Consider the following 23,329-nt stretch of genomic DNA (forward strand, 5'->3'; position numbering starts at 1 on the left):
GCCGCCGTGCGGGCCGGCCTCGACCCCGGGGCGCGATTGCCGCGCCACGGTCATTCGACGGTACACCGTGCGAGACCGATATGAGCTGGCGAGCCCAGCACTTACGCGTACGGCGAACCGGATGTCAGCCGGCGTGGCCCGAAGTCGGATCTCCGGGGCACCGTCGTCAACGGTAGTCCGATCAGCTGAAAGGCGGCTGTACGCCGGGCGGGAGGTGCCGACGCGCCGGTACCCACCTGGTCAGGAGCGGGCGTAGACCTCCGGCTTGAGCACCCCCACGTACGGCAGCTCCCGGTAGCGCTCACCGAAGTCGAGGCCGTACCCGACGACGAACTCGGTCGGGATGTCGAAGCCCACGTACCTGACCGGCACCGTCACCTTCACCGCGTCCGGCTTACGGAACAGCGCGACCACCTCGACGCTCGCGGCCGAACGCGATTCCAGGTAGCGCAGCAACCAGGACAGGGTCAGCCCGGAGTCGACGATGTCCTCCACGACGACGACGTGCCGACCGGCGATGTCCCGGTCGAGGTCCTTGAGGATCCGGACCACTCCCGAGGAGGTGGTGCCCTGCCCGTACGAGGAGATGGCCATGAAGTCCAGCTCGGCCGGGGGGCCGTGCCGACCCAGCGCCCGGGCGAAGTCGGCCATGAACATGACCGCGCCCTTGAGTACGCAGACGAGCAGCAGCCCGTCGGAGACGTGCGCGTAGTCTGCGGAGACCTGTTTGGCCAGCTCAGCGGTCTTCTCTCGGATCTGCGCCTCGGAGATGATCACGTGGTCGATGTCGGCGTCGTACCAGGAGCCGTCAGCCATGACTCTAGCCTGCCGTACGCCCCGGGTTCGCCGTCGGCGGGGCCGCCCGTTTCGGGGCGGCCGCGCCCAGGGATTTTCTGGATAAGTGGAACATTCAGCTCAGCAGTGGCGTGATCGCCACCTGTGCCCCCCGTCGGAGGGCTTCCAGTCCGCCGAGTCACGACTGTCGGCGGTCAGCCCGAGGGCGGACAGCAGGGCGAGGGAGAGAAAGAACAGTAGAAAGAGCAGGAAACCCATGGCGGCGCTCGCTTTCTGACGTCTGCGGTTGTCGTGTCGCCGCCGGTGCGCACCGGACATCTGCCAGTTTGGGCGTCGTGCCTCCCTGCCGACAGTGGCAGGAATGCCACTCCTGCTCGATTTTCTGCCACCCATGCGGTTACCCTCGTCACATGCTTCGTTCAGTGGCCGTACTCGTCCTGGACGGCGTAGCGCCGTTCGAACTCGGCGTGCTCGCCGAGGTGTTCGGTACCGACCGCACCGACGACGGGCTGCCGGGTTACCGGTTCGACGTATGTGGCCCTCGACAGGCCCCGGTACGCACCTCCGCCGGTTTCCACCTGGTGCCGAACGCCGATCTGGCTCCGCTGGAGCAGGCGGACCTGGTGGCCGTTCCCGCACACGATCCGACCACCACCGCGCCGGTCGAGGTCCACGAGGCGCTGCGTCGGGCCGCCGATCGGGGCGCGTACCTGTTCAGCGTGTGTGCCGGCGCGTACCTGCTGGGCGAGGCGGGACTGCTCGACGGGCGGGAGTGCACCACCCACTGGCGACACGTCGACGAGTTGCAGCGCCGCCACCCGAGCGCCCGGGTGCGCTGCAACTCGCTCTACGTGCAGGACGGCCGGCTGCTCACCAGCGCGGGCACCGCCGCCGGCATCGACGCCTGCCTGCACCTGGTACGCCAGGCGCACGGCTCGGCCACCGCCACCCGACTGGCCCGCCGGATGGTGGTGCCTCCGCACCGCGACGGCGGGCAGGCCCAGTACATCGAGGCACCGATTCCGAAGGCACCGGAGGCGCCCACCCTGGAACCGGTGCTGGAGTGGCTGATGGGCCATCTGGACCGGCAGACCACGGTCGACGAGTTGGCCGCGCGGGCCGGGATGGCCCCACGGACGTTCGCCCGCCGCTTCCGCGCGGAGACCGGCACCACCCCGCACGACTGGCTGACCAACCAACGCGTCCTGCTGGCCCGCCGGCTGTTGGAGGACACCCCACTCACGGTGGAAGGGGTCGCCGAACGGGCCGGGTTCGGCGACGCCGCCGTCCTACGGCACCACTTCACCCGCCGGGTCGGTGCCACGCCGCAGGCCTACCGCAGCACGTTCCGGGATCGCGCTCCTACCGGTTGACCGGCCCCCTGACGATCGTGCTGGTCAGAATCCGGCGGCCGCGCCGTCCACCCGGGATTCGGAGCCGACCACGAAGCCGCCGTCGGCGCGTCGCCAGATCGCCTGCCCGTAGCCGAAGACGGTGGGATCGGACGCGACGGTCACCTGGTGGCCCCGATCCCGCAGGTCGGCCACGAGTGCGGCGCCACCGGGCCCGGTGGTCAGCTGCTCCTCGACCAGCAGCGAGCGACCCGCGTGCCAGTACCAGCGTGGCGCGTCCAGCGCCGCCTGCGGGTCGAGGCCCGCGTCCACGGTCGCCGAGACCAGTTGGACGTGGCCCTGGGGCTGCATGTGCCCACCCATCACCCCGAACGGCCCCACCGGCACGCCCTGCCGGGTCAGGAAGCCGGGAATGATCGTGTGATACGGCCGCTTCGCCGGGCCAACCACGTTGGGGTGCCCCACGTCGAGCCGGAAGCCGAGACCGCGATTCTGCAGCGCGAAACCGTATCCGGGCAACACCACGTGGGAGCCGAAGGCGAGGTAGGTGGACTGGATCAGGCTGACCATCATGCCGCTCTCGTCGGCGGTGCAGAGGTAGACCGTCCCACCGCGCTCCGGTGCGTCGGTCACCCGCTCGGCCGCCGCCTCGGTGATCCTCGCGCGGCGCCGGGCCAGCTGGTCCGGGCTGAGCAGCCCGGGCGGGACCGGGGCATGGTCGGGGTCGGCGACGTGGGCGTGCGCGTCGGCGAAGCCCAACTTGACCGCCTCGATCTGCCGGTGCGGCCACCGCGACCCCTCCGCCGGGTCGAATCCGTTAAGGATGCCCAGGGCGAGCAGGGCGGCCAGTCCCTGCCCGTTCGGCGGCAGTTCCCAGACCTCGTGGTCCCGGTAGGGCACGGACACCGGGTCGACCCAGACGCTGGCGTGCTGTGCCAGGTCTGCCGCCGTGAGCAGCCCGCCGGTACGGGCGGCGTGATCGGTGAGTGCCGCCGCGATCCGTCCCCGGTAGAACTCCTCCGCCCGGCTGTCGGCGATCAGTCGCAGCGTCAGTGCCGCGTCCGGGTTGCGCCACCGCTCACCCGCGCGGGGAGCCCGCCCGTCCGGCGCGAAGACCCGCCCGAACTCCGCGTACTCGGGACCGGACAGCCCGGCGTGCCCGGCGACCGCACGGGACCAGGCCGACGCGGTCGCGGTGGAGACGGGGTGTCCCCGCTCCGCGTAGCCGATGGCGTCGGCGAACAGCTCCGCGAACGGCAGCGAGCCGAATCGCTCGTGCAGGTCGCGCCAGCCCGCCGGCACGCCCGGTACGGTCACCGGCAACCAGCCCCGGGCCGGCATCGCCGGGCCGACCGCCTGTGCCCCGCCCAACGCGTCGGGCGGCTCGGTGCCTCGACCGCCGGTCGCCGCGAGGACCAGGCCCCGGGTCAGCCCGACGGGTGAGCGGCCGGAGGCGTTCAGTCCGTGCAGCCGCTCGCCGTCCCAGACGATGGCGAAGAGGTCACCACCGATGTCGTTGGCGGGGGTTGCACCACGGTGAGCGTGCTGGCGGTGGCCAGCGCCGCGTCCACGGCGTTGCCACCACGGCGCAGCACGGCCAGGCCGGCGGCCACGGCCAGCGGCTGGCTGGTGGCCACGGCACCGCGCGGCGCGTAGAGCGGTTGCCGGGGATGGATCATGCTTCGACGACCGCCTCGCCGGGCCCGGCCACCCGAGGCGTCGACGTTCGGTCGGCCGACGCAGCCGAGGGTGACGCAGACAGCAGCCGATCGCCGCGGCGGAGCACCCGCAACCCACCCGGCAGGTAGCTGGCTCGCTGGCCCCGCCATGCGGTGACCAGGGCGTCGAGTGCGGCGACGTGGCGGTGCGACAGTGCGGCCGGCGGCGCGCCAACTCGTGAGCCCAGGCCCGCAGCACCCGAGCGCGCACCGCGGGTGCCAGCGCCGCCAGGTCCCGGGTGGCCAGGCCACCGTCGGGGTGCCGGGCCTCACTCAGCGCCGCGGCGGCGAGTTCGTCCAGCACCGCGTTGTCCGCCGCCACCAGCGCGGCGGTACGGGCGAGGTTGTCCAGCACACCCGGGCCGAGGGCCCGGACCAACACGGGCAACACGTCGGACCGGACCCGGGAACGGGCGTACGCCGGGTCACTGTTGTGCGGATCGTCCCAGGGCACCAGCCCGAGGGCCGTGCAGGCCGCGCGGGTCTCCGCCCGCCCGATCTCCAACAGCGGCCGTACGAGGGGAGTACCGGCGAGATCCCGGCGGGCCGGCATGCCGGCGAGTCCGCGCGGGCCGGCGCCCCGGGCCAGCGCGAGCAGCACCGTCTCCGCCTGGTCGTCCCGGGTGTGACCGGTCAGCAGGGCCGAGGCGCCGTGCCTCTCGGCGATCTCCGCCAGCGCCTGGTAGCGGGCGTCGCGGGCCGCCGCCTCGGGGCCACCCGGCCGGCCGGCGACCTCGACGCGGACCATCTCCACCGGCGACAGACCGGCAGCCTCCGCCCAGCGCGCCACCGCCTCGGCCCGGCCCCGCGACCCGACCTGCAAGCCGTGATCGACGGTGACCAGTCCAGCGGTACGGCCGGCCCGGGGTGCCACGAACGCGGTGGCCGCGGCCAGGGCCAGCGAGTCGGCCCCGCCCGAGCAGGCGACCAGCACCGGACCGTCCGTCGGCAGATCGACCAACGCACGCCGGACCGCGATCCGGATCGCGGCCACCGGCGGGGCCAGCGGGGCCATCGGCGCGGCGACGCGCTCAGCCGGCCGTCGGCACCGGGCCGACCGGCCCGTGCACCCGTGCCACCCAGGCATCCGGTTCGCTCAGCTCGGACAGCCGGGGCAGGGTCAGCGGCGACTCGAAGACCCGGTTGAAGCCGGCCATGCCGACCCGGTCCACCACGGCGTGCACGAACCTGCGGCCCTCGGCGTACTGCCGCATCTTGACGTCGATGCCGATCAACCGCCGGATCGCCTTCTCCACCGGGTTGCCGGCCTCGCGCCGCCGGTTGAAGCCGGCCCGAATCCGCTCCACACTCGGGATCACCTGCGGTCCGACGCCGTCCATCACGAACTCGGCGTGCCCCTCCAGCAGCGTCATCAGGGCGGTCAGCCGGTCCAGCACGGCACGCTGCCCCGGCGTCTGCACGATGTCCAGCACACTGGACCGGCTCTGCGGGTCGCGGACCGCGTCAGCGAGGGTGCTCACCCCCCGACGCAGCCGCTCCAGCAGGTGCTCGCCGCCCTGGGCGGCGTCGACGAACGCCTGCACCTCACCGAGGAAGTAGGCCCGCATCCAGGGCACGGCGGTGAACTGCGTCCGGTGGGTCACCTCGTGCAGGCAGACCCAGAGCCGGAAGTCGCGTGGATCCGCGCCGAGCTTGCGCTCCACCTCGACGATGTTCGGCGCGACCAGGAGCAGTTGTCCGGGGTCGGCGGAGAAGACCTCGTACTGCCCGAGGACCCGGCCGGAGAGGTAGGCCAGCACGGTGCCGGCCTGCACCCCAGTCACCCGGGAACCGATCGCCTCGGTGAGGGCACCGGGTTGCTTGTCCTCGGTGAGCCGGCCGACCAGCGGGGTGATCACCTCGCGGAGGCCGGCGATGTTCGTCGCCGCCCAGTCCCGCCGATCGACCACCCGTACCGGCGGATGGGGGACCTGCGAGGTCAGCCCGGTGTAGTCGGCGACGTGCCCGGCCGCCTCGTCGGTCAGCCGGCGCAGCTCGGAAACCACCTCGGTGGCCTCGGCGTACGTCACCCGGGGGCCCGACTTGCCCAGAGCCCCCGCCGTCGCGGTAGCCAGATCCCAGTCCACGAACTGCGCCATGCGACCCACCGTACCCGCGTCACGACACCCCACCCGCCGGCCGACCCGGTGCCGGTCCGCCGGTCGGGGGACGACGGGCCGTCGCGGGGCCAGGGCCGCGACCCGCTCCGCCGCTGCGCTACGCCGGACCGGTGGCCGTCGAGCCGCCTCAGCGGCAGCCGCAGCCGGCCAGCGCGGCGGCGATCCGGTCCAGCGCGGCCCGGGCCGGCTCCATCCCGTCCGGCGGCACGTCGTCGGTGAGCACCGCGAAGGTGAGCAGGCGGCCTTCGGTGGTGGTCACCACTCCCGCGATGGCGTGCACCCGGGTCAACGTGCCGGTCTTGGCGCGGACCACACCGGCACCGGCGGCCGTGCCGGGTGCCGCACCGTACCGGTCGCGCAGAGTGCCGGACCAGCCCGCGACCGGCAGCCCGCCGAAGATGCCGGCAAGCTCGGGTCGGTCCGGGCTCGCCGCGAGCGCCAACAGCTCGGTCAGCAGGACCGGGCTGATCAGGTTCTTGCGGGACAGTCCGCTGCCGTCCGCCAGGTCGAGTGCGCCGGTCGGCAGACCCAGCTCGGACACCACCTCGGCCATCGCCGCCGCCGCACCGTCGAAGGAGGCCGGCCGGTCCCGGGCCAGGGCGACCTGGCGGGCCAGCGCCTCGGCGACGATGTTGTCACTCTCGCTGATCATGATGTCGACCAGCCGGATCAGCGGCGGCGAGTACACCACGCCGAGCTCGGCACCGGGTCCGGCGCCGCCGACCGGGTCGGTGGCTCCGGTCGTCGCGGTCGACGCCGGGGCAGTGCCCTTGCGTACGGTGTCGACCGGTACTCCGAGCAGTTCGGCGAAGGCCCGGCCGGCGACCAGGTCCGGTTCGGCAACGCGTTCGGCCCAGCCCCGGCCGGCCTTCGGACTCTTGCGGGCTCCGTCGAGCATCAGCGCGGTGATCGCCCCGCCGTAGCCGCCGGTGGGGATGTCGTCGTCCCAGCCGGGTCCGTAGACCGGACCGGGGTAGCGCGAGGAGTCGACGACGACTCTGGTGGGGGTGACTCCGCCCAGCGCTGCACGGACCTGCTCGGCGAGTTCGGTGAGACTGGCCGCCCCGGGGTAGAAGCCCTTCGCGTCGGCTGCCAACGTCGGGTCCCCGCCACCGACCAGAACCACCTCGCCGGGCTGCTTACCGGCCACCGCCCGGGTCGGGATCCGATGCCCGGGGCCTCGGGCGGTCAACACCGTCACGGCGGTCAACAGCTTGGTCACCGAGGCCGGCACGGTCCCCTCCCGGCCACCGCGGTCGAAGAGCATCTCACCGGTGAGGGCGTCGGCCACCGCCACGTTCACCCGGCCGCCCAGCGCGTCGTCGTCGATCAGCGGTTCCAGCGCGCTGCGGAGCCCGTCCGTGCTGGGTGGCGGGGCGCCACTGTCGGCGGCGGCCAGCACCGGGACCGGCGCGGGCTCGACCGCACCGCTGGCCGTCGGTGTCGCGGGCGCGTCGCCCAACCAGCGCTCCACCGGCCCGGGTCGGACCACGACCAGGCCCACGGCAACCAGCACCAGCACCAGCACGGCGGCGAGGACCAGCGGCAGCCGCCGGCGCGGTGCCGGCCCGACCGGTGGTGGCGCGACGCCGGCCGGTGGTTGGCCGGTAGGGCCCGCAGCCGGCCCGACCGGCGCTGGGCTCACCGGCACGGATGCCGGTCCGGTCGGTGGCTCGGCCGGACTCGTGGGAACGGCCGGACTCGTGGGAACGGCGGCGACCGAACCGGCAGCCGGGCTCGTCGGGGCGGCGGCGACCGAACCGGCGGCCGGACTCGTCGGGGCGGCACCACCGGGCGCGGCCGGGCTCGTCGGGGTGACCGCGCCGGGCGCGGCGGCCCGTCCGGAGGCGGCACCCCGAGGCGGTGTCGTCGGCGACGAGGTGTCCAGGGGCGGATTCGCCTCGGACCGGTTCACCGCTGTCGGTGTTACGGGCGGCGTCGGAGGTTGTGGTCGGAGGATCTGCGCGTCCGGCACCGGGACCCGCCCGGCGACCGGCTTGGCCGGCGGTCGGTTCGTAGCGCCCTCGGCGGCATCGCCTGGACGGTAGTGTGAATCTTCCCTCCCCACGACCCCCTCCTCCCCCACCGGGAACCGGCCTGGGTGACACTACTTCGGTCCGAAGACTATGCGGCGGCCGGAGTCGGCGGGTTGGCAATCGCCTCCCTGGCTCTGCCGCCGGTTCCGTCAAGCCAGCGTGGGCCAACGAGGGAGCGTGCAGATGGATTTCGACGTGACGGTTGAGATCCCCAAGGGTCACCGCAACAAGTACGAGGTGGACCACGTGACCGGGCGGATCCGGCTGGACCGCACCCTCTTCACCTCCACGCAGTACCCGGCCGACTACGGCTTCATCGAGGGCACCCTGGGCGAGGACGGCGACCCGCTGGACGCCCTGGTGCTGGTGCCCGAGCCGACCTTCCCAGGCTGCCTGATCCGGTGCCGCACGATCGGCATGTTCCGGATGACGGACGAGAAGGGCGGCGACGACAAGGTCCTCTGCGTTCCCTACGAGGACCCGCGGCAGGAGCACCTGCGCGACATCCACCACCTCGGCGAGTTCGATCGGCTGGAGATCCAGCACTTCTTCGAGGTGTACAAGGATCTTGAGCCGGGCAAGTCCGTGGAGGGCGCCACCTGGGTGGGTCGGACCGAGGCCGAGGCGGAGATCCAGGCTTCGTACCGGCGCGCCAGGGAAGCCGAGGAACGCGGCGAGTCCACCCACTGACGTCGCCGACGAGGCCCGGGGAACGCTCAGCCGAGCAGCCCCCGGGCCCGTCCGTAGAGGCCGAGCACCGCGCAGGCGACCGGCACCACCGAGACCACCAGCAGGGTGTCGGCCAGGTCGGTGACCCGTCCGACGTACGGGGAGACCGGCCGGCGGGCGTACGTCGTGCCGCCCGCCACCACCAGCAACGCGACCAGCAGCCCACCGGCGACCATGATCAGCCGGACCGCCGCGTCGGCCGCCCCGGCCAGTACCCCGCCGAGGACCGCGTACCCGGCCAGGCCGGCCAGCATCGGCGCGATCCGGTGCTGGACCGTCGTGAAGAGTCGGGCACGTAGCAGCAGCACCGTCGAGGTCACCCCGACCAGCAGCCAACCGGAGACGCCACCGGTGCTGACGAGGATCACGACCGCGCCGACGGTCAGCACGGCCTGGCCGATCAACATGCCGGTGAGCATCTCCTCGGTACGGACCACCGCCGCCCGCACCCGACCGCGATCCGGCAGCTCACGGGCCCGGTCCGAGTCGTTCGGCGGATCGGTGGGCAGGGTCACCGGCGGCAACGGCACCTTGCCCAGCCGGATGGCCAGCAGCGGAGCAGCCCCGACCGCGAAGGTCAACGCACACAGCAGGACAGCGGCCGCACCGGCCGGCTCGAGCACCAGGCCGCCGAGGGCGGCCGATCCGGCTCCCGCGCCCACCACCGCGCCGGCCACGAAGACCCGCAGTCGGGTGGCCACCCCGAACAGCCCCAGCACCGAGGCCAGCAGCAGCCCCATCGACCCGGCGAGCAACTCCGGTGCGCCCACCCAGCGCAGCGGGCCGAGCGGCCCGACCGGATCGCCCGAGCTGACGGCGAGGGCACCGGCGAGCGCCGCGTAGGGCAGCGCGTGACCGCCGACGGTGGCGCCGGCCGGCCCGTCGCCCTGTGCGCGGGACAGCACGGTGCCGGCCAGCACCAGCAGGCTCGCCACCACGGTCGCGACCGGCCAACCGGCGGGGTCGCCGGGCCCGGCGGCCGCCAGGGCGAGCAGGCCGACGGTGAGCGGAACACCGGCACCGGCGAGTGCCGCCGTCCGGGTGGCACCGGATGACCAGCCCCCGCCCCGCTGGCGGGCGGCGTCGGCGAGGGCCTCCACCACGTCGTCGTACTCGAACTCCGGCCACTCGGTGCGAGCCGGTACCAGGTGCAGCACCGCACCGTCGCGGACCCCCTGAGCGGCCAGCGCCTGCCCGCCGGCCAGCACGGTGCCGTCGGCTCGCCGGAGCAACCAGCCGCCGTGCTGTTCTCCGTCGTCGGCGAGCCCCTCACCGGCGTGGCGCAGCACCTCGGGCAGCAACTCGGCGAGGGGCACCTGCTCCGGTAGCGCCACGTCGACCCGCCGCCGGGGCGTGCTGACGGTGACCCGGGCGAGCCCGACTGCCATCGACTCATCTCCATCCCGAGCGGGCCTGCTGCTGCGCGGACGACAGGACTTTACCTACCATGAGCCAGGTTCGGGTCACCGTGCGCAGTCGGGAGGTCGAGTGTCCACTGTCGTCGTCCGGCGGCCGGCACGACGCCCGGCGCCCGACATGCCCATGGGTGACCTGCCGCTGCCGGCGCCCCCGGAGATTCCGGCCGGCACCGGCACGCGCTGGCACCAGCTGCTGATGGTGCTGCCGATGCTCGGCGGCACGGTCGCGATGGCGATGATGTTCGGCCGCGGCGGCGGGACGTACGCGTACCTGGTCGGCGGCATGTTCGGCCTCTCCTCCCTGGCGATGCTGGCGACCTCCTGGGGCAGCGCCTCGGGCAGCCCGACGAAGTCCGAGATGATGACGGCCCGCCGGGAGTACCTGCGGCATCTGGCCACCCTGCGTCGGCAGGTGCGGCAGACCGTGGAGCGGCAGCGCGCCGGCCTCTGTTACCGGCACCCCGATCCGTCACTGCTCTGGTCGACGGTGCACAGCCACCGGCTCTGGGAGCGGCGGCCGACGGACCCGGACTTCGCGGTCGTCCGGGTCGCCGTCGGGCCGCAGACCCTGGCCACGCCGTTGGTGCCGCCGGTCACCCGCCCACCGGAGGAACTGGAGCCGATGACGGCGGGCGCGCTGCGCCGTTTCCTGGACGCGTACTCGGTGGTGCCGGACCTGCCGGTGGCTCTCTCGCTGCGCAGCTTCGCCCGGGTCTTCGTCCGGGCCGCGCCGGTCGGCCCCACCGGCTCGCCGGCCGCGCAGGCGCTGGCCCGGGCCGTGCTCACCCAGCTCGCGGTCTTCCATGCCCCGGACGAGTTGCTGGTCGCCGTCTGTGCCGGGCCGGAACGACGCGTCCGCTGGGAGTGGGTCAAGTGGTTGCCCCACGCCCAGCACCCCACCCGCACGGACGCCCTGGGTCCGGTGCGGCTGGTGGCCAGTTCCGTGGCGGAGCTGGAACGGCTGCTCGACCAGGTGCTGGCCAGCCGGTCGAGATTCAGCCCGATCGGACCGGCCACGGACGGGCCGCATCTGGTGATCGTGTTCGACGGCGGCGACGTCACCGGCGCCACCGAACTGGTCGGGGACGGCGGCATCGACGCGGTGACCCTGATCGACCTGGACACCCCGCCGCCGCGTCTGCTCGACCGGTTCTCGCTGCTGCTGGAGCTGCGCAACGGTCGACTGCACTCCCACTCCTCCGACGGATCGGCCGAGGTGGGCACGGCCGACACGATCGAGGTCGCCGAGGCCGAGGCGGTGGCCCGCCGGCTGGCACCCCTGCGGCTGGCCGCCACCGGGGGCGCCGACGCCGCGCCCGGTGTCGAGCCGGGTCTACCGGAGCTGCTCGGCATCGGTGAGCCGGAGGACTTCACCGCCCAACAGGGGTGGGTGCCGAGATCGCCGCGGGACCGGCTGCGGGTACCGATCGGCGTCGGCCCGGACGGCGGCGCGGTCGAGTTGGACCTGAAGGAGTCGGCGCAGGGCGGCATGGGCCCGCACGGACTGCTGATCGGCGCCACCGGCTCCGGCAAGTCCGAGCTGCTTCGTACCCTGGTGCTCGGGCTGGCCACCACCCACTCCGCCGAGCAGCTCAACTTCGTACTCGTCGACTTCAAGGGTGGGGCCACCTTCGCGCCCTTCGACCGCCTGCCGCACACCGCCGCCGTGATCACAAATCTGGCCGACGCGTTGCCGCTCGTCGACCGGATGGTCGACGCGATCAACGGCGAGCTGGTCCGCCGGCAGGAGTTGTTGCGCCGCGCCGGCAGCTTCGCCAGCTTGCGCGACTACGAGCGGGCCCGGGCGACCGGCAACCCGCTGCCCCCGCTGCCGTCGCTGCTGCTGATCTGCGACGAGTTCTCCGAGCTGTTGTCGGCCAAGCCCGACTTCATCGACCTGTTCCTCCAGATCGGCCGGCTGGGCCGGTCGCTCGGGGTGCATCTGCTGCTGGCGAGCCAGCGGCTGGAGGAGGGACGACTGCGCGGGCTGGACACTCACCTGTCCTACCGGATCGGTCTGCGGACCTTCTCCTCGCTGGAGTCCCGAACGGTGCTCGGGGTGCCCGACGCGCACGAACTGCCCCCGTCGCCGGGGCACGGTTTCCTGCGCTTCGGCACCGAGCCGCTGCGGCGGTTCAAGACCGCGTACATCTCCGGCCCGTTGCGGCGGCGGGCGCTGGCGGCCGACGCGGCCGGAACCGAACGTCCCCGGCTGCTCGCCTTCTCCACCCACGTCACACCGGTGCCGCAGCCGCCGGCCCCGCCGGCTGCCGAGGACGAGACGGACGACCCCGGACGCTGCTGCGTCTGCTTGTCGACCGGCTGGCCGGGCAGGGCGCGCCGGCGCACCAGGTGTGGCTGCCGCCGCTGGACGCCGCCCCGTCCCTGGACGAGCTGGTCGGTCCGCTCACGGTCGACCCGGTCCGGGGGCTGACCGTCGACAATCCCGAGCTGCACGGCGCCCGCCAGGTGCCGGTGGCTGTCGTCGATCGGCCCTTCGAGCAGCGCCGCGACCTGCTGTGGTTGGCGCTGGACGGCGCCGCCGGCCACGTCGCGGTGGTCGGCGGTACGCAGAGCGGCAAGTCCACCGCGCTGCGTACGCTGGTCTGCGCGCTGGCCCTCACGCACACCCCGACCGAGGTGCAGGTCTACTGTCTCGACTTCGGTGGCGGAGGGCTCGCCTCGGTACGTGGCCTGCCGCACGTCGGTGGGGTCACCGGTCGGGCCGACCCCACCGGGGTGCGCCGTACCGTCGGCGAGATGTCCACCCTGCTCGCCGACCGGGAGCGCCGCTTCGCCGAGCTGGGCGTGGAGTCGATGGCCGCCTGGCGACAGCGACGCGACAGCGGCACCGACGCGGGTGATGCCGACGTGTTCGGCGACGTGTTCCTCGTCGTTGACGGGTGGACGACGCTGCGAAGCGAGTACGAGGATCTGGAGCCGCTGATCACCGACCTGGCGACCCGGGGGCTCTCCTACGGCGTGCACGTGGTGGCCACCGCGGTGCGTTGGCTGGACTTCCGACCGGCCATCCGGGATCTCTTCGGCTCCCGGCTTGAGCTGCGCCTCGGTGATCCGTCCGACTCGGTGGTGGCCCGGCGGGCGGCGGCGCACGTGCCGGAGCGGACCCCGGGGCGGGGCATCACCCCGGCGGGCCTGCACTTCCTCACCGCGCTGCCCCGGACGACCGGCACGGACACCGCCGGGCTGGTGAAGCAGGTCGGTGACGCGTGGTCCGGTCCGGTCGCGCCCCCGGTCAGGCTGCTTCCGGCCGTGCTGCCCTACGCCGACCTGGACCTCGACGCCACGACGGGGCTGCGGATCCCGGTCGGTGTCGCCGAGGCGGACCTACGTCCGGTGGTTCTCGACTTCGGCACCGAGCCGCACCTCGTGGTCTACGGCGACGCCGAGAGTGGCAAGTCGTCGTTCCTGCGCGCCCTGGCCACCTCGATCGTCGCCCGGTTCACGCCGGAACAGGCGCGGGTGATCCTGGTGGACTACCGACGCAGCCTGCTCGGTGTCATCTCCACCGAACACCTGATCGGCTACGGCACCGCCGCGGCGCACAGCGCCGACCTGGTCGAGTCGGCCGCCGGTTACCTGGCGGACCGCGCACCAGGCCCGCAGGTCAGCCCGACGCAGTTGCGGGAGCGGTCGTGGTGGTCCGGCCCGGAGCTGTTCGTGTTGGTCGACGACTACGACCTGGTGGCGAGTGGGCCGGCGAACCCGCTGCGGGCGCTGGAGGAACACCTGCCGCACGCCCGCGACGTCGGACTGCACCTGGTGCTGGCGCGCCGCACCGGCGGTGCCGCCCGCGCCCAGTACGAGCCGCTGGTGCAGCGGCTACGGGAACTGTCCACCTCGGGCCTGGTGCTGTCGGGCAGCCCGGAGGAGGGGGCGCTCGTCGGTCCGGTCCGTCCGGGTCCGTTGCCGCCCGGGCGCGGCCGGCTGTTCACCCGACGCGAGGGCGTACGCCTGGTCCAACTGGCTCACCTGCCGCCACAGTGACGCCGACTCCACGGAACGTCCCTGTAGGCGGGTCGGAACCGGTAATCTCCGAACGTCATGTGTCCCGCGACGAATGGCTGAGGATGTGACCAGGCTGCGGCACCGTGGCCCGGCGAGGGCCGGGCGGTTGGCCAACCGCGCGCTGCTCGCGACGGCCGCCGCCGCGCTGTCGGCCGCCATCGCGGTCGTGCCCGCCTCCGCCGTGCCGGTCCGGACGGCTCCGGTCGGCACGCCGGTGGCGCACAACCCCGACTCGGCGCGCCGCGCCGACCAGGTCCGCGACGAGCAGTGGCAGCTCGACAAGCTGGGCGCGCGGACGGCCTGGCGCACCTCGACCGGGCGCGGCGTGGTCGTGGCCGTGATCGATTCCGGGGTGGACGGTTCGCACCCGGACCTGACCGGCCAGGTGCTACCCGGGATCGACCTGGTCGCGCCGAGCGGGGCGGCCGAGGCGGATCCGGTCGGGCACGGCACGACGGTCGCCGGCCTGATCGCGGGACGCAACGACGACCGCCGCGGCGTGGTGGGGCTCGCGCCGGACGCCCGGATCCTGCCCGTACGGGTGCTGGACGCGGAGAACCGCTACGACGACGCGCTTATCGTCGCCAAGGGTGTGCGATGGGCGGTCGACAACGGCGCGAAGGTGATCAACCTGTCGCTCGGCGGCAGTGGTGACAGCGCGGCGCTGGCCGCGGCGATCGACTACGCCTTCGCCCGGGACGTCGTGGTGGTCGCCTGCACCGGGAATCTCGCCACCTCGCCCGAGGCGAAGGTGTGGTACCCGGCCCGCGAGCCCGGCGTCATCGCGGTCTCCGGCCTGGAGCGCAACAGCGACAACCTGTGGAGCGGCGCGATCACCGGTCGGGCCACGGTCCTCACCGCCCCCGCCAGTGGGCTGGTGGGGGCGCGTCCTCCGGGCGGCTACTGGCGGGTGCAGGGCACCAGCTTCGCGGCACCGCTGGTCGCCGCGACCGCCGCCCTGGTGCGATCCCGCTATCCGCAGATGTCCGCCGGTGACGTGGTCAACCGACTGCTGGTCACCGCCAGGGACATCGGGCCCACCGGTCGGGACGAGCGGTTCGGGTACGGCCTGGTGGACCCGGTCGCGGCGTTGACCGCCGAGGTGCCGTCGTCGTACGCGAACCCGCTGGACGACAACGACCCGCCGGGCGTGACCGGCTTCGGTCCCGCGCCCGGCTCCGCGACGACGGGCGATCCCGACGCCGAGCAACTCGGTCTGACCGGCTCCGGGCAGGAGACCCGGTGGCGGGCCCGGGCCGCCGGTTCGCCGGACGACGCCGGCTCGGAGCGGCTCTGGATCGGCTCGGCCATCCTCGTAGCGCTGCTCACCGGTGCGGTGCTGATGCTGCGCCGGTTCCGGCGATCGTACCGCTGACCGACCGTCGCTGTCGTCAGCGCGGCATTTTTCGCGCTTCTGCCGGGGATCAGCCCGGCCATCGGGGTACAACCATCGCCGTGGGCACCTTCGAGCGAGTCGATCCGGCCGCACCCGCCGACTCGGACGATCCCGGACAGGACGACCGGCCGGCCGCACGGTCGGCGCACGCCGTCTCCGGCGTGTTGCTGGTCGCGCCGTTCGCGCTGCTCGCCATGCTGGTGCTGAGTGACTGGCCGCCGCTGCGCCGACTCGACCTGGCGATCACGACTCAGCTGCACGGGTACGCCCTGGATCACCCGGTCTGGGTCCGGGCGATGAGCTTCTGGACCGACCTCTTCGCACCGATGCCCCTGCGGGCCGCGGCGTTGGTCCTGGTGATCTGGCTGGCCCGCGACGGCGCCCGGCGGCTCGCGGTCTGGGCCACCACCACCATGGTGTTCGGTGGTCTGCTCGGCCCCCTGCTGAAACTGCTCGTGGGCCGACGGCGACCGGATCTGCCCGACCCGGTGGCGCAGGCACCCGGGCTGGCCTTCCCGTCGGGTCACGCGCTGAACGCGATGCTCGCCGCCGGGATCCTGCTCGTGGTGTTCGTGCCCCGGACCCGGCCCCGTTCCGCGACCCGCGTGGCGGTCTGGCTCGGTGCGCTGACGATCGCCCTGGTGACCGGGTTCAGCCGGGTCGCGCTCGGCGTCCACTGGAGCAGCGACGTGCTGGCCGGGTGGCTGCTCGGTGTGGCGGTGGTCGTCGCCACCACCACCGGGTTCACCGTCTGGTCCCGGCGCCGGTCGGGCTGACCTTTCGTCAGGTGCAGTCGCCGGTGTCGGTGCCCCGGGTGCGTTCGGCACCGGCCAGCGCCACCGGGCGGGCCTCGGCGGCGGTGACCGCGAACCCGGTGTTCGGGTCGTCGGCCGCAGCCGCGAAGATCACCCCGAGCACCAGGCCGTTCGAGGAGACCAGGGGACCGCCCGAGTTGCCGCTGCGGACAAGCGCCCGGATCGTGTAGATCTCCCGGTTCACGTTCCCCGACGAGTAGATGTCCGGCCCGGTGATCCGGTCGACGTCGCGGATCCGCGCCGACTGGGCGTTGTACGGGCCGTCCAGCGGGAAGCCGAGCACGATCGCGTCCGCCCCGGTGGTGGCGTTCCCGGCGGCGAACCGCATCGACGGGCCGGGCAGTCCGGGTACGTAGAGCACGGCTAGGTCCCGGTCGGGGTCGTAGACGACAACCTCGCCCTCGTACCGGTCCCCGCCCAGTTCCACCGCGACCGAGCGGGTGCCGGCGACCACGTGCGCGTTGGTCATCACCCGGTCGTCGGCGTACACGAAGCCGGACCCCTCGATCCGGCGCGAGCAGCTCGGTGCCGACCCGAGCACCTTCACCACCGAGCGCTGGCCGCTGCTCACCACCTCGGAGCCGGCCAGTGCCGGATCGGGCGGCTCGACCTGCCGGGCCTGGGTACGCCGCAACCCGTCGAAGACGTCCGGGAAGCCGTTGGTGTCGACGGTGTCGCGCAGCGCGGTGGAGAGCTGCTGCGCCTGGTCGGGCAGCACCCGGTCCACCACGTTGAGCAGTGCACTGCTCCGCACGGAGGCGGCAAGCCAGGGCAGCGAGGAGGAGCCGAGCGGCACCGCGACCAGCCAGGCCACCAGCAGCACCGCGAAGAGCGAGACGAACGCGCCACCGATGTCGTCAACGCGCCGTCCCACGTCGCTGGCGATGGTGCGACGCAGGTGCGAGCCGAGCCAGCCGGCCAGCGCCTGACCAACCACGGCGAGGCCGAAGATGGCGACGAGCGAGATCAGCACCCGGGTGCCGCTGTCCACGAACTGCTGGGCGAACATCGGGCCGACCTGCAGGCCGATCAGGGCACCCAGGAAGAACCCGGAGAACGAGAGCACCCCGATGACGAACCCCTGTCGGTATCCGCTGATCGCGAACACGAGCATGAGCAACAGCAGGACGAGATCCACGGCCGACACGGCTCAAGCGTACGGGGCGGGGGCTCGCGCGAAGACGATCGCTTGCGGAAGGTGACGGTCAGATCAGCGCAGGGCGCTCTCGTCGACCTCGTCGGTGCCGGCCGACGGGGCGGGTGACGCACCGATCGGCGGAAGATCGATCACTCGGCCGCGCGGCCACGGACGGCTCCAGCCACCCATGTCCAGCAGCGCGGCCAGCACCCCGGCCGTGAACCCCCAGACCAGCATCCCGCGTACGGAGAAGGCGGGACCGATCCAGCCACTGGAGTGGCGTACCCGGACCCGGTTGTCCGGGTCGACCAGCTCGGCGATCGGCAACCGGGCGACGTGCGCCACCTCGGCCGGCTCCCGGGAGTCCACCGGGTGCGGGGCGTGCCACCAGGCGAGCACCGGGGTCACCACGAAGTCGCTCACCGGTATCCACAGCCTCGGCAGTTGGGCCAGCACGGTGACGCTGGTCGGGTCGAGCCCGACCTCCTCGTTCGCCTCGCGCAGCGCGGTGGCGGCGGCGTCGGCGTCCTCCGGGTCGGCCGCGCCGCCGGGAAAGGCCGGTTGACCGGCGTGGTTGCGCAGGGTCGCGGCCCGTTGCAGCACCAGCACGTCCGGGCCGGTGGCGGCGTCCTCGCCGAGCAGCACCAGCACGGCGCTCTCCCGGCCACCCTGGTCCGGCGTACGCAGTTGGGTGAAGTCCTCGGTACGCGCGGTGCCGAGCCGACCGAGCAGCGGTTTCAACCAGCCCGGCGGCTGACGGTCCGCCGGATCGGGCATGTTCACGCCCGCACCGTCAGACCGAGGTGTTGTCCGACGAGTTCGGCGAGGCGGGCGTCGTCCAGCGCGCCGGAGCTGTCGATGTGCCGGACGCCGCCCCGGGCGTCGACGAAAACGGTGAGCGGGACGGCGTTGCGACGCAGTGCCCGCTGCACCGCCTCGCCCTGGTCGACAAGCATCGGGAACCGTACGCCGAAGTCCTCACCGATGGACTGGGCGCCCTCGCGACTGTCCCGGCTGTTCACCCCGATCACCCGCAGCTGCCCGTCGGCGCGTTCGTGGAGTCGCTGGAAGGCGGGGAGTTCCTTGCGGCAGGGCGGGCACCAGGAGGCCCAGATGTTGACCACGGCCGGTCCGCGGATGTTCCGCAGGGCGACCGGCGTGCCACCGGTGAAGCAGGTGAGGGTCAGCTCGGGCAGCGGGTCGCCGGTCGCCTCGTCGTCGCCGGGACCGGCCGGGCCTTCGGTCAGGTCGGCGCAGCCCTCGAACGGGGAGGGACGGGCGGCCACCGTGCCCTGCCCGGCCGGCCGGGGGGCCTCGGGGTCGGTGGTGCACGCGGTGGCGAGCACCAGCAGCAGCGGCAGGGTCAGCAGCGCGAGCCGGCGGTTCACGGTGCCTCCGCCCGCACCGCCTGCGCCGGGACCAGCTCGGGGTCGACGCCCGCGGCGGCCGCGAGGTCACGGGCGCGGGGGCCCTTGAGCAGCTTCGCGGCAGCGGCTGGTTCGGTCGGTCCGGTGCCGTACGAGGGGCAGAGCTTCGCCAGGGTGCAGGCGCCGCAGGCGGGCTTGCGGGCGTGACAGACCCGACGGCCGTGGAAGATGATCCGGTGCGACAGCATGGTCCAGTCGCGCTTCGGGAACATCGCCCCGATCTCGTGCTCGATCTTGACCGGGTCGGTCTCGGTGGTCAGCCCCCAGCGCCGCACCAGCCGCTGAAAGTGCGTGTCGACGGTGATGCCGGGCACGTCGAAGGCGTTGCCGAGGATGACGTTCGCGGTCTTGCGGCCGATGCCGGGCAGGGTGACCAGGTCCGCCAACCGGTTGGGTACCCGGCCGTCGTAGCGCTCGACCAGGGCCTGGCCCAACTGGATCAACGAGGTGGTCTTGTTGCGGTAGAAGCCGGTCGGCTTGATCATCTCCTCCACCTCGCCGCGATCCGCCCCGGCGTAGTCGGCGGCGGTCGGATAGCGGGCGAAGAGTTTCGGAGTGACCTCGTTGACCTTCTTGTCCGTGCACTGGGCCGACAGGATGGTCGCGACGGCCAGTTCCAGCGGGCTGCCGTGGTCGAGTTCGCAGTGCGCGTCGGGGTGTGTCTCGGTCAGCTCACGGCCGATCCGCCGCGCGCGACGGGTGCGTCCCAGGTCGGTCTCGGTAGCGCTTCTGGTCACGACGGCCAGCCTACGTCGCCGGTCCGACCGGCTCGAACGCCTGTGCCGCCGGAGATCAGTCCGCGTCGGGTGGACTGATCTTTCCGGAGTCGGTGAACCGAGCGCCGGTCTTCGCGAAGTCCAGCTCGGTGAGGTCTCGGAGCAGCCCCAGACCACGGTCGTCGGGGTCGATGGTGGGCTTGCGGGCGCCGTCCATGTACGTGGAGGTGAAGGACCCGCCGACCCAGGTACCGTCCGCTTCGAGGGACACCTTGAGCACACCGCCCCAACCGAGTCGGCCGTTGTTGCTCAGCGAGTTGCCGCCGCCGGCGAAGTTGCCCAGGCTGTACGCGATCAGCCGGCCCTTGTAGAACTCCATGCCGCGTAGCACGTGCGGGCCGTGGCCGACGATCAGGTCGGCACCGGCGTCGATCATGGCGCGGGAGAACTTGATCGGGTCGCCCCGGTTCTCGCCGAGGAACATCTCGGTGCCGGGCCGCACCCGCGTCATCTCCGACCCCTCGGCCCCCATGTGCACCTGCACCACGACGATGTCGGCCTGGTCGGCGGCCTTCTTGATCACCTTTTTCGCGGCCGGGATGTCGGTGAGACTGTTCGACCACTGGTACGACGAGAAACCGGCGACGGCGGCCTTGACGCCCTTCACCTCGACGACGGTGATCTGGTCGGGCGCGCCGGTGTGCTCCAGCCCGTGCTCCTCCAGCGCCTGCTGGGTGTTCTCGTAGCCCTTCGGCCCGAAGTCGTACCCGTGGTTGTTGGCCTGGTTGAGCAGGTCGAAACCGGCATCGGCGAGATGGGCGGCGTACTCCGGCGGAGCCCGGAACTGGAAGCAGCGGGTGGAGTTGGCACCGCACTTGCCGGTCCCGGTGTCCACCGTCAACGGCTCTTCCAGGTTGCCCATGACCAGGTCGGCGGCGAGCGCCTTCTTCACCGAGTTGAAGAAGCCCTTGCCGTTGTTCGGGGGCAGCCGGTCGGGTGCCATGGCCATCACGATGTCGCCGGTGGCGGAGAGCGAGATCTTCTTGACCTCGGGGGCGGCCGATTCGACGGGTGCCCCCTCGCCGCCGCCCGTGCCGGGCTGCCAGAGCGGGCCCTCGTCGGTGCCGGCGCAGCCGGCGAGGAGCAGGGCGGCGAGCAGCACCCCCAGCACGGCGCGGGTGCGGCGGCGGGGGCGGGGGCGGGGCGTGGCGAGGGCGGCAGCGTACATCGTGCGCGACCCTACCGGGCGGATATCACGGAATCGACCGCCGATCGGGTGGGGAGTTTCAGCCCCGGAGCCGATCCGACCATGGGACGACGGTCTCGCGGCCCACCGCCAGCACGGCGGCGTGCACCGCCCGGGCCAACGGTGCTCCCCAGGTGGAGCGGGGGCCACCGTAGGCGTGGGCCGGCCCGTCCGGCGGGCAGAGCACGGCGACCGCGTCCGTCGGCGTGCCGGTGCCGTTCAGCCCCAGCTCCGCGATCGCCTGCGCCTTGGCCTCGGTGGCCGTGGCGACCACGTTGACAAGCGCCGCGTCGCCGAGTCGCGCCGGAACGCACGCCACGATGTTCACCGTGCCGACCGGCTGAGCCGGTGCCGCCACGGTCGGCGCCGCCGCCGGCACCGGAGTACCCAGCCCGACGGTGGCCCAGACCTGCACGCCGGTATCGGTCCGCCGCGCCACCTCGGCCACGTCGACCCCGGTCATCAGGCCCACTCCGGGCCCGTCCAGGTCGAACTCCCGGGCCAGCTCGGCCAGGTGGTCGGCGGGGTCGTTCCGGTCGTACGACATGGGCACCGTCGCGTTCAGCACCCACCGCCGTACGCCGATGCCACCGCCCAGCGGTGCGGAGCTGACCGCCAGCAGCGGTCGCCCGGCACGCCAGACGAGCACCGGAATGTCGCGTTCGTCCTCGCGCCGGGTGGTCAGCAGGGGCTCGGGCAGCACGGGGTGACCCTACGTCCGGGTCTCCGCCCCGCCGGTCCCGGCCTGACCAGGCGCGGGATTCTAGATGGTGATCACGACGGGCACGTTACGCCCAACGATCAAGATTCCAGGGGTGCGCCTCTGATTCCTGCTCACGTGCGCCTAGACTGGTCGGCGCGCGAGGGATCAGCGGACGGCGGACCCAGGCCGAGCAGACGGCACGCGCAACCGGAGGTGCGCGATGGACGAGGTACTGGCCCGCAGCGGGATCTTCCAGGGTGTCGACCCGGAGGCGGCCGAGGCGCTCGCCAAGGAGATGGAGACGATCGAGGTCCGCAAGGGCGAGGTCGTCTTCAACGAGGGCGAGCCCGGCGACAGTCTCTACATCCTGCTGTCCGGCAAGATCAAGGTCGGCCGCCGGGCAGCGGACGGACGGCAGAACCTGATCGCCGTGATGGGTCCGTCGGACATGGTCGGCGAGCTGTCGCTGTTCGACCCGGGTCCGCGTACGGCGACCGCGACCGCGGTCACCGACAGCCGGCTGGCCCGGTTGCGTAAGCAGGCGCTGCGGCCGTGGCTCAACAACCGACCGGAGATCGCCGAGCAGTTGCTGCGGGTGCTGGCCCGCAGGCTGCGCCGGACCAACGACGCCCTCGCGGATCTGATCTTCACCGACGTGCCCGGCCGGGTGGCCAAGAACCTGCTCCAGATGGCCGGGCGTTTCGGCACCCGCGACGGCGGCGTGCTGCGGGTGACGCACGACCTGACCCAGGAGGAGATCGCTCAGCTCGTCGGCGCCTCCCGGGAGACCGTGAACAAGGCTCTCGCCGATTTCGCCTCGCGCGGCTGGCTCCGCCTGGACGGCAAGAGCATCATCATCCTCGACCCGGAGCGCCTGGCCCGCCGCGCCCGCGTCTGACCTTCCTGAGCCCACATAGCTGGGTGTGCAACTTCAGGGTTGTTGTTGCCTGCCGCGCGCCGGATGCAACAGCAGCCCTGAAGTTGCGCTATCGACGGCTCCCGAAAAAGTCAGTCTTGACTGTTTGTTTTTAGGGCGGCAGGCTGTCCGCATGCCTGCCGCATCGACTCGCGTTCCGCAGCAGGAACGCAGTCGCGCCACTCGGGCCCGGTTGTTGGAGGCGACCGTCGACTGCCTGGTGGAGCACGGCTGGTCCGGCACCACCACCACCGTGGTGGCCGCTCGGGCCGGCGTCTCCCGGGGTGCCCAACTGCACCACTACCCGACCCGGGCCGCCCTGGTAACCGCGGCCGTCGGGCACCTCACCGAGCGGCGGGCGGCCGAGTTGCGGGCCGAGGCCGACGCCCTGCCGGCCGAGGCCGACCGGCTGGACCGGGTGGTGGACCTGCTCGCCGCCGCCTTCACCGGGCCGCTCTTCGTCGCCGCCCTCGAACTCTGGGTGGCCGCGCGCACCGACGTCGAGCTGCGGACCGCCCTGCTGCCGCTCGAAGCCCGGATCGGTCGGGAGATGCACCGGCTGACCGTCGAACTGCTCGGGGTGGACGAGCGGCGCCCCGGCGTACGCGAGGCGGTGCAGGCCACGCTGGACCTGCTGCGCGGGCTCGGCGTCGCCAACCTGCTCAGCGACGACTCGACCCGCCGCACCGCGCTGCTGCAAGCCTGGAAGACCCAGTTGACCGCGCTGCTCGCCGCCACGGACACCGCTCCCTGACCGGCCCCACCCGCCCGGAGG

At 73.0% G+C, this 23,329-nt stretch carries 18 protein-coding genes and 2 pseudogenes; 7 read left to right on the top strand and 13 right to left on the bottom strand.

Annotation, left to right across the window (positions count from 1 at the left end; all coding sequences use genetic code 11):
* Positions 1-240: 240 nt before the first annotated feature.
* Both hpt and ENC19_RS29365 read right to left on the bottom strand, forming a co-directional pair.
* Positions 241-816, bottom strand: coding sequence for a hypoxanthine phosphoribosyltransferase (hpt, locus tag ENC19_RS19995; RefSeq protein ID WP_164448636.1), 576 nt, complete (start codon positions 814-816; stop codon positions 241-243).
* A gap of 99 nt (positions 817-915) precedes the next feature.
* Positions 916-1,053 carry a hypothetical protein gene (locus ENC19_RS29365; RefSeq protein ID WP_166458812.1) on the bottom strand — a complete coding sequence of 46 codons (138 nt, stop codon included), beginning with the start codon at positions 1,051-1,053 and terminating at the stop codon, positions 916-918.
* A 152-nt stretch (positions 1,054-1,205) separates the two neighbouring features.
* On the opposite strand from ENC19_RS29365, the gene ENC19_RS20000 reads away from it, so the two are divergent.
* Positions 1,206-2,168 carry a GlxA family transcriptional regulator gene (locus tag ENC19_RS20000; RefSeq protein ID WP_164448637.1) on the top strand — a complete coding sequence of 321 codons (963 nt, stop codon included), beginning with the start codon at positions 1,206-1,208 and terminating at the stop codon, positions 2,166-2,168.
* 24 nt (positions 2,169-2,192) lie between these two features.
* Here ENC19_RS20000 and ENC19_RS30445 read toward each other — a convergent pair whose 3' ends face one another.
* The 4 genes and pseudogenes from ENC19_RS30445 to dacB form a co-directional block, all read right to left on the bottom strand.
* Positions 2,193-3,917: a gamma-glutamyltransferase family protein gene (locus tag ENC19_RS30445; protein ID WP_328824312.1), complete on the bottom strand. Its 1,725-nt coding sequence runs from the start codon at positions 3,915-3,917 to the stop codon at positions 2,193-2,195.
* Positions 3,823-4,880: pseudogene (gene tilS, locus ENC19_RS20010) on the bottom strand (tRNA lysidine(34) synthetase TilS). Before tilS ends, ENC19_RS30445 begins: the two are co-directional and overlap by 95 nt.
* Positions 4,881-4,896: 16 nt before the next feature.
* On the bottom strand, positions 4,897-5,964 hold the full coding sequence (locus ENC19_RS20015; protein ID WP_164448638.1) for a zinc-dependent metalloprotease: 1,068 nt from the start codon (positions 5,962-5,964) through the stop codon (positions 4,897-4,899).
* Between the two features lie 148 nt (positions 5,965-6,112).
* Complete coding sequence (gene dacB / locus ENC19_RS20020; protein ID WP_164448685.1) at positions 6,113-7,630, bottom strand: D-alanyl-D-alanine carboxypeptidase/D-alanyl-D-alanine endopeptidase; 1,518 nt, start codon at positions 7,628-7,630, stop codon at positions 6,113-6,115.
* A 574-nt stretch (positions 7,631-8,204) separates the two neighbouring features.
* On the opposite strand from dacB, the gene ENC19_RS20025 reads away from it, so the two are divergent.
* Positions 8,205-8,711, top strand: coding sequence for an inorganic diphosphatase (locus tag ENC19_RS20025; RefSeq protein ID WP_093409905.1), 507 nt, complete (start codon positions 8,205-8,207; stop codon positions 8,709-8,711).
* A 26-nt stretch (positions 8,712-8,737) separates the two neighbouring features.
* Here ENC19_RS20025 and eccD read toward each other — a convergent pair whose 3' ends face one another.
* Positions 8,738-10,138, bottom strand: coding sequence for a type VII secretion integral membrane protein EccD (gene eccD, locus ENC19_RS20030; RefSeq protein WP_164448639.1), 1,401 nt, complete (start codon positions 10,136-10,138; stop codon positions 8,738-8,740).
* Positions 10,139-10,238: 100 nt separating this feature from the next.
* Between eccD and eccCa the strand changes: the two are divergent.
* From eccCa to ENC19_RS20045, 3 genes and pseudogenes are all read left to right on the top strand, one after another.
* Positions 10,239-14,176 (top strand): annotated as a pseudogene (eccCa, locus tag ENC19_RS20035) (type VII secretion protein EccCa).
* A gap of 73 nt (positions 14,177-14,249) precedes the next feature.
* Complete coding sequence (gene mycP, locus ENC19_RS20040) at positions 14,250-15,572, top strand: type VII secretion-associated serine protease mycosin (RefSeq protein WP_208020957.1); 1,323 nt, start codon at positions 14,250-14,252, stop codon at positions 15,570-15,572.
* A gap of 182 nt (positions 15,573-15,754) precedes the next feature.
* Complete coding sequence (locus tag ENC19_RS20045) at positions 15,755-16,369, top strand: phosphatase PAP2 family protein (protein ID WP_309246297.1); 615 nt, start codon at positions 15,755-15,757, stop codon at positions 16,367-16,369.
* 7 nt (positions 16,370-16,376) lie between these two features.
* Here ENC19_RS20045 and ENC19_RS20050 read toward each other — a convergent pair whose 3' ends face one another.
* The 6 genes from ENC19_RS20050 to ENC19_RS20075 all read right to left on the bottom strand — a co-directional run bounded on the left by ENC19_RS20050 (position 16,377) and on the right by ENC19_RS20075 (position 21,638).
* The gene (locus ENC19_RS20050; protein ID WP_164448640.1) at positions 16,377-17,555 is read right to left on the bottom strand and encodes a MarP family serine protease; all 1,179 of its coding nucleotides are present in this window, start codon (positions 17,553-17,555) and stop codon (positions 16,377-16,379) included.
* Positions 17,556-17,618: 63 nt separating this feature from the next.
* Positions 17,619-18,323 carry an NUDIX hydrolase gene (locus ENC19_RS20055; protein WP_164448688.1) on the bottom strand — a complete coding sequence of 235 codons (705 nt, stop codon included), beginning with the start codon at positions 18,321-18,323 and terminating at the stop codon, positions 17,619-17,621.
* 2 nt (positions 18,324-18,325) lie between these two features.
* Positions 18,326-18,934, bottom strand: coding sequence for a TlpA family protein disulfide reductase (locus ENC19_RS20060; protein ID WP_164448641.1), 609 nt, complete (start codon positions 18,932-18,934; stop codon positions 18,326-18,328).
* Positions 18,931-19,710: an endonuclease III gene (gene nth / locus ENC19_RS20065; RefSeq protein ID WP_164448642.1), complete on the bottom strand. Its 780-nt coding sequence runs from the start codon at positions 19,708-19,710 to the stop codon at positions 18,931-18,933. Before nth ends, ENC19_RS20060 begins: the two co-directional genes overlap by 4 nt.
* Positions 19,711-19,765: 55 nt before the next feature.
* Positions 19,766-20,917, bottom strand: a complete 1,152-nt coding sequence (locus ENC19_RS20070; protein WP_164448643.1) for a CapA family protein — start codon at positions 20,915-20,917, stop codon at positions 19,766-19,768.
* Between the two features lie 58 nt (positions 20,918-20,975).
* Positions 20,976-21,638, bottom strand: coding sequence for an adenosylcobinamide amidohydrolase (locus tag ENC19_RS20075; RefSeq protein WP_164448644.1), 663 nt, complete (start codon positions 21,636-21,638; stop codon positions 20,976-20,978).
* A gap of 220 nt (positions 21,639-21,858) precedes the next feature.
* Between ENC19_RS20075 and ENC19_RS20080 the strand changes: the two genes are divergently transcribed.
* A complete protein-coding gene (locus tag ENC19_RS20080; protein ID WP_013736306.1) occupies positions 21,859-22,536 on the top strand; it encodes a Crp/Fnr family transcriptional regulator in 678 nt (225 codons plus the stop codon).
* Between the two features lie 151 nt (positions 22,537-22,687).
* Complete coding sequence (locus tag ENC19_RS20085) at positions 22,688-23,308, top strand: TetR/AcrR family transcriptional regulator (RefSeq protein ID WP_164448645.1); 621 nt, start codon at positions 22,688-22,690, stop codon at positions 23,306-23,308.
* The last annotated feature ends 21 nt before the right edge of the window (positions 23,309-23,329 follow it).

The organism is Verrucosispora sioxanthis, from assembly GCF_010560025.1.
GTDB lineage: Bacteria > Actinomycetota > Actinomycetes > Mycobacteriales > Micromonosporaceae > Micromonospora > Micromonospora palythoicola.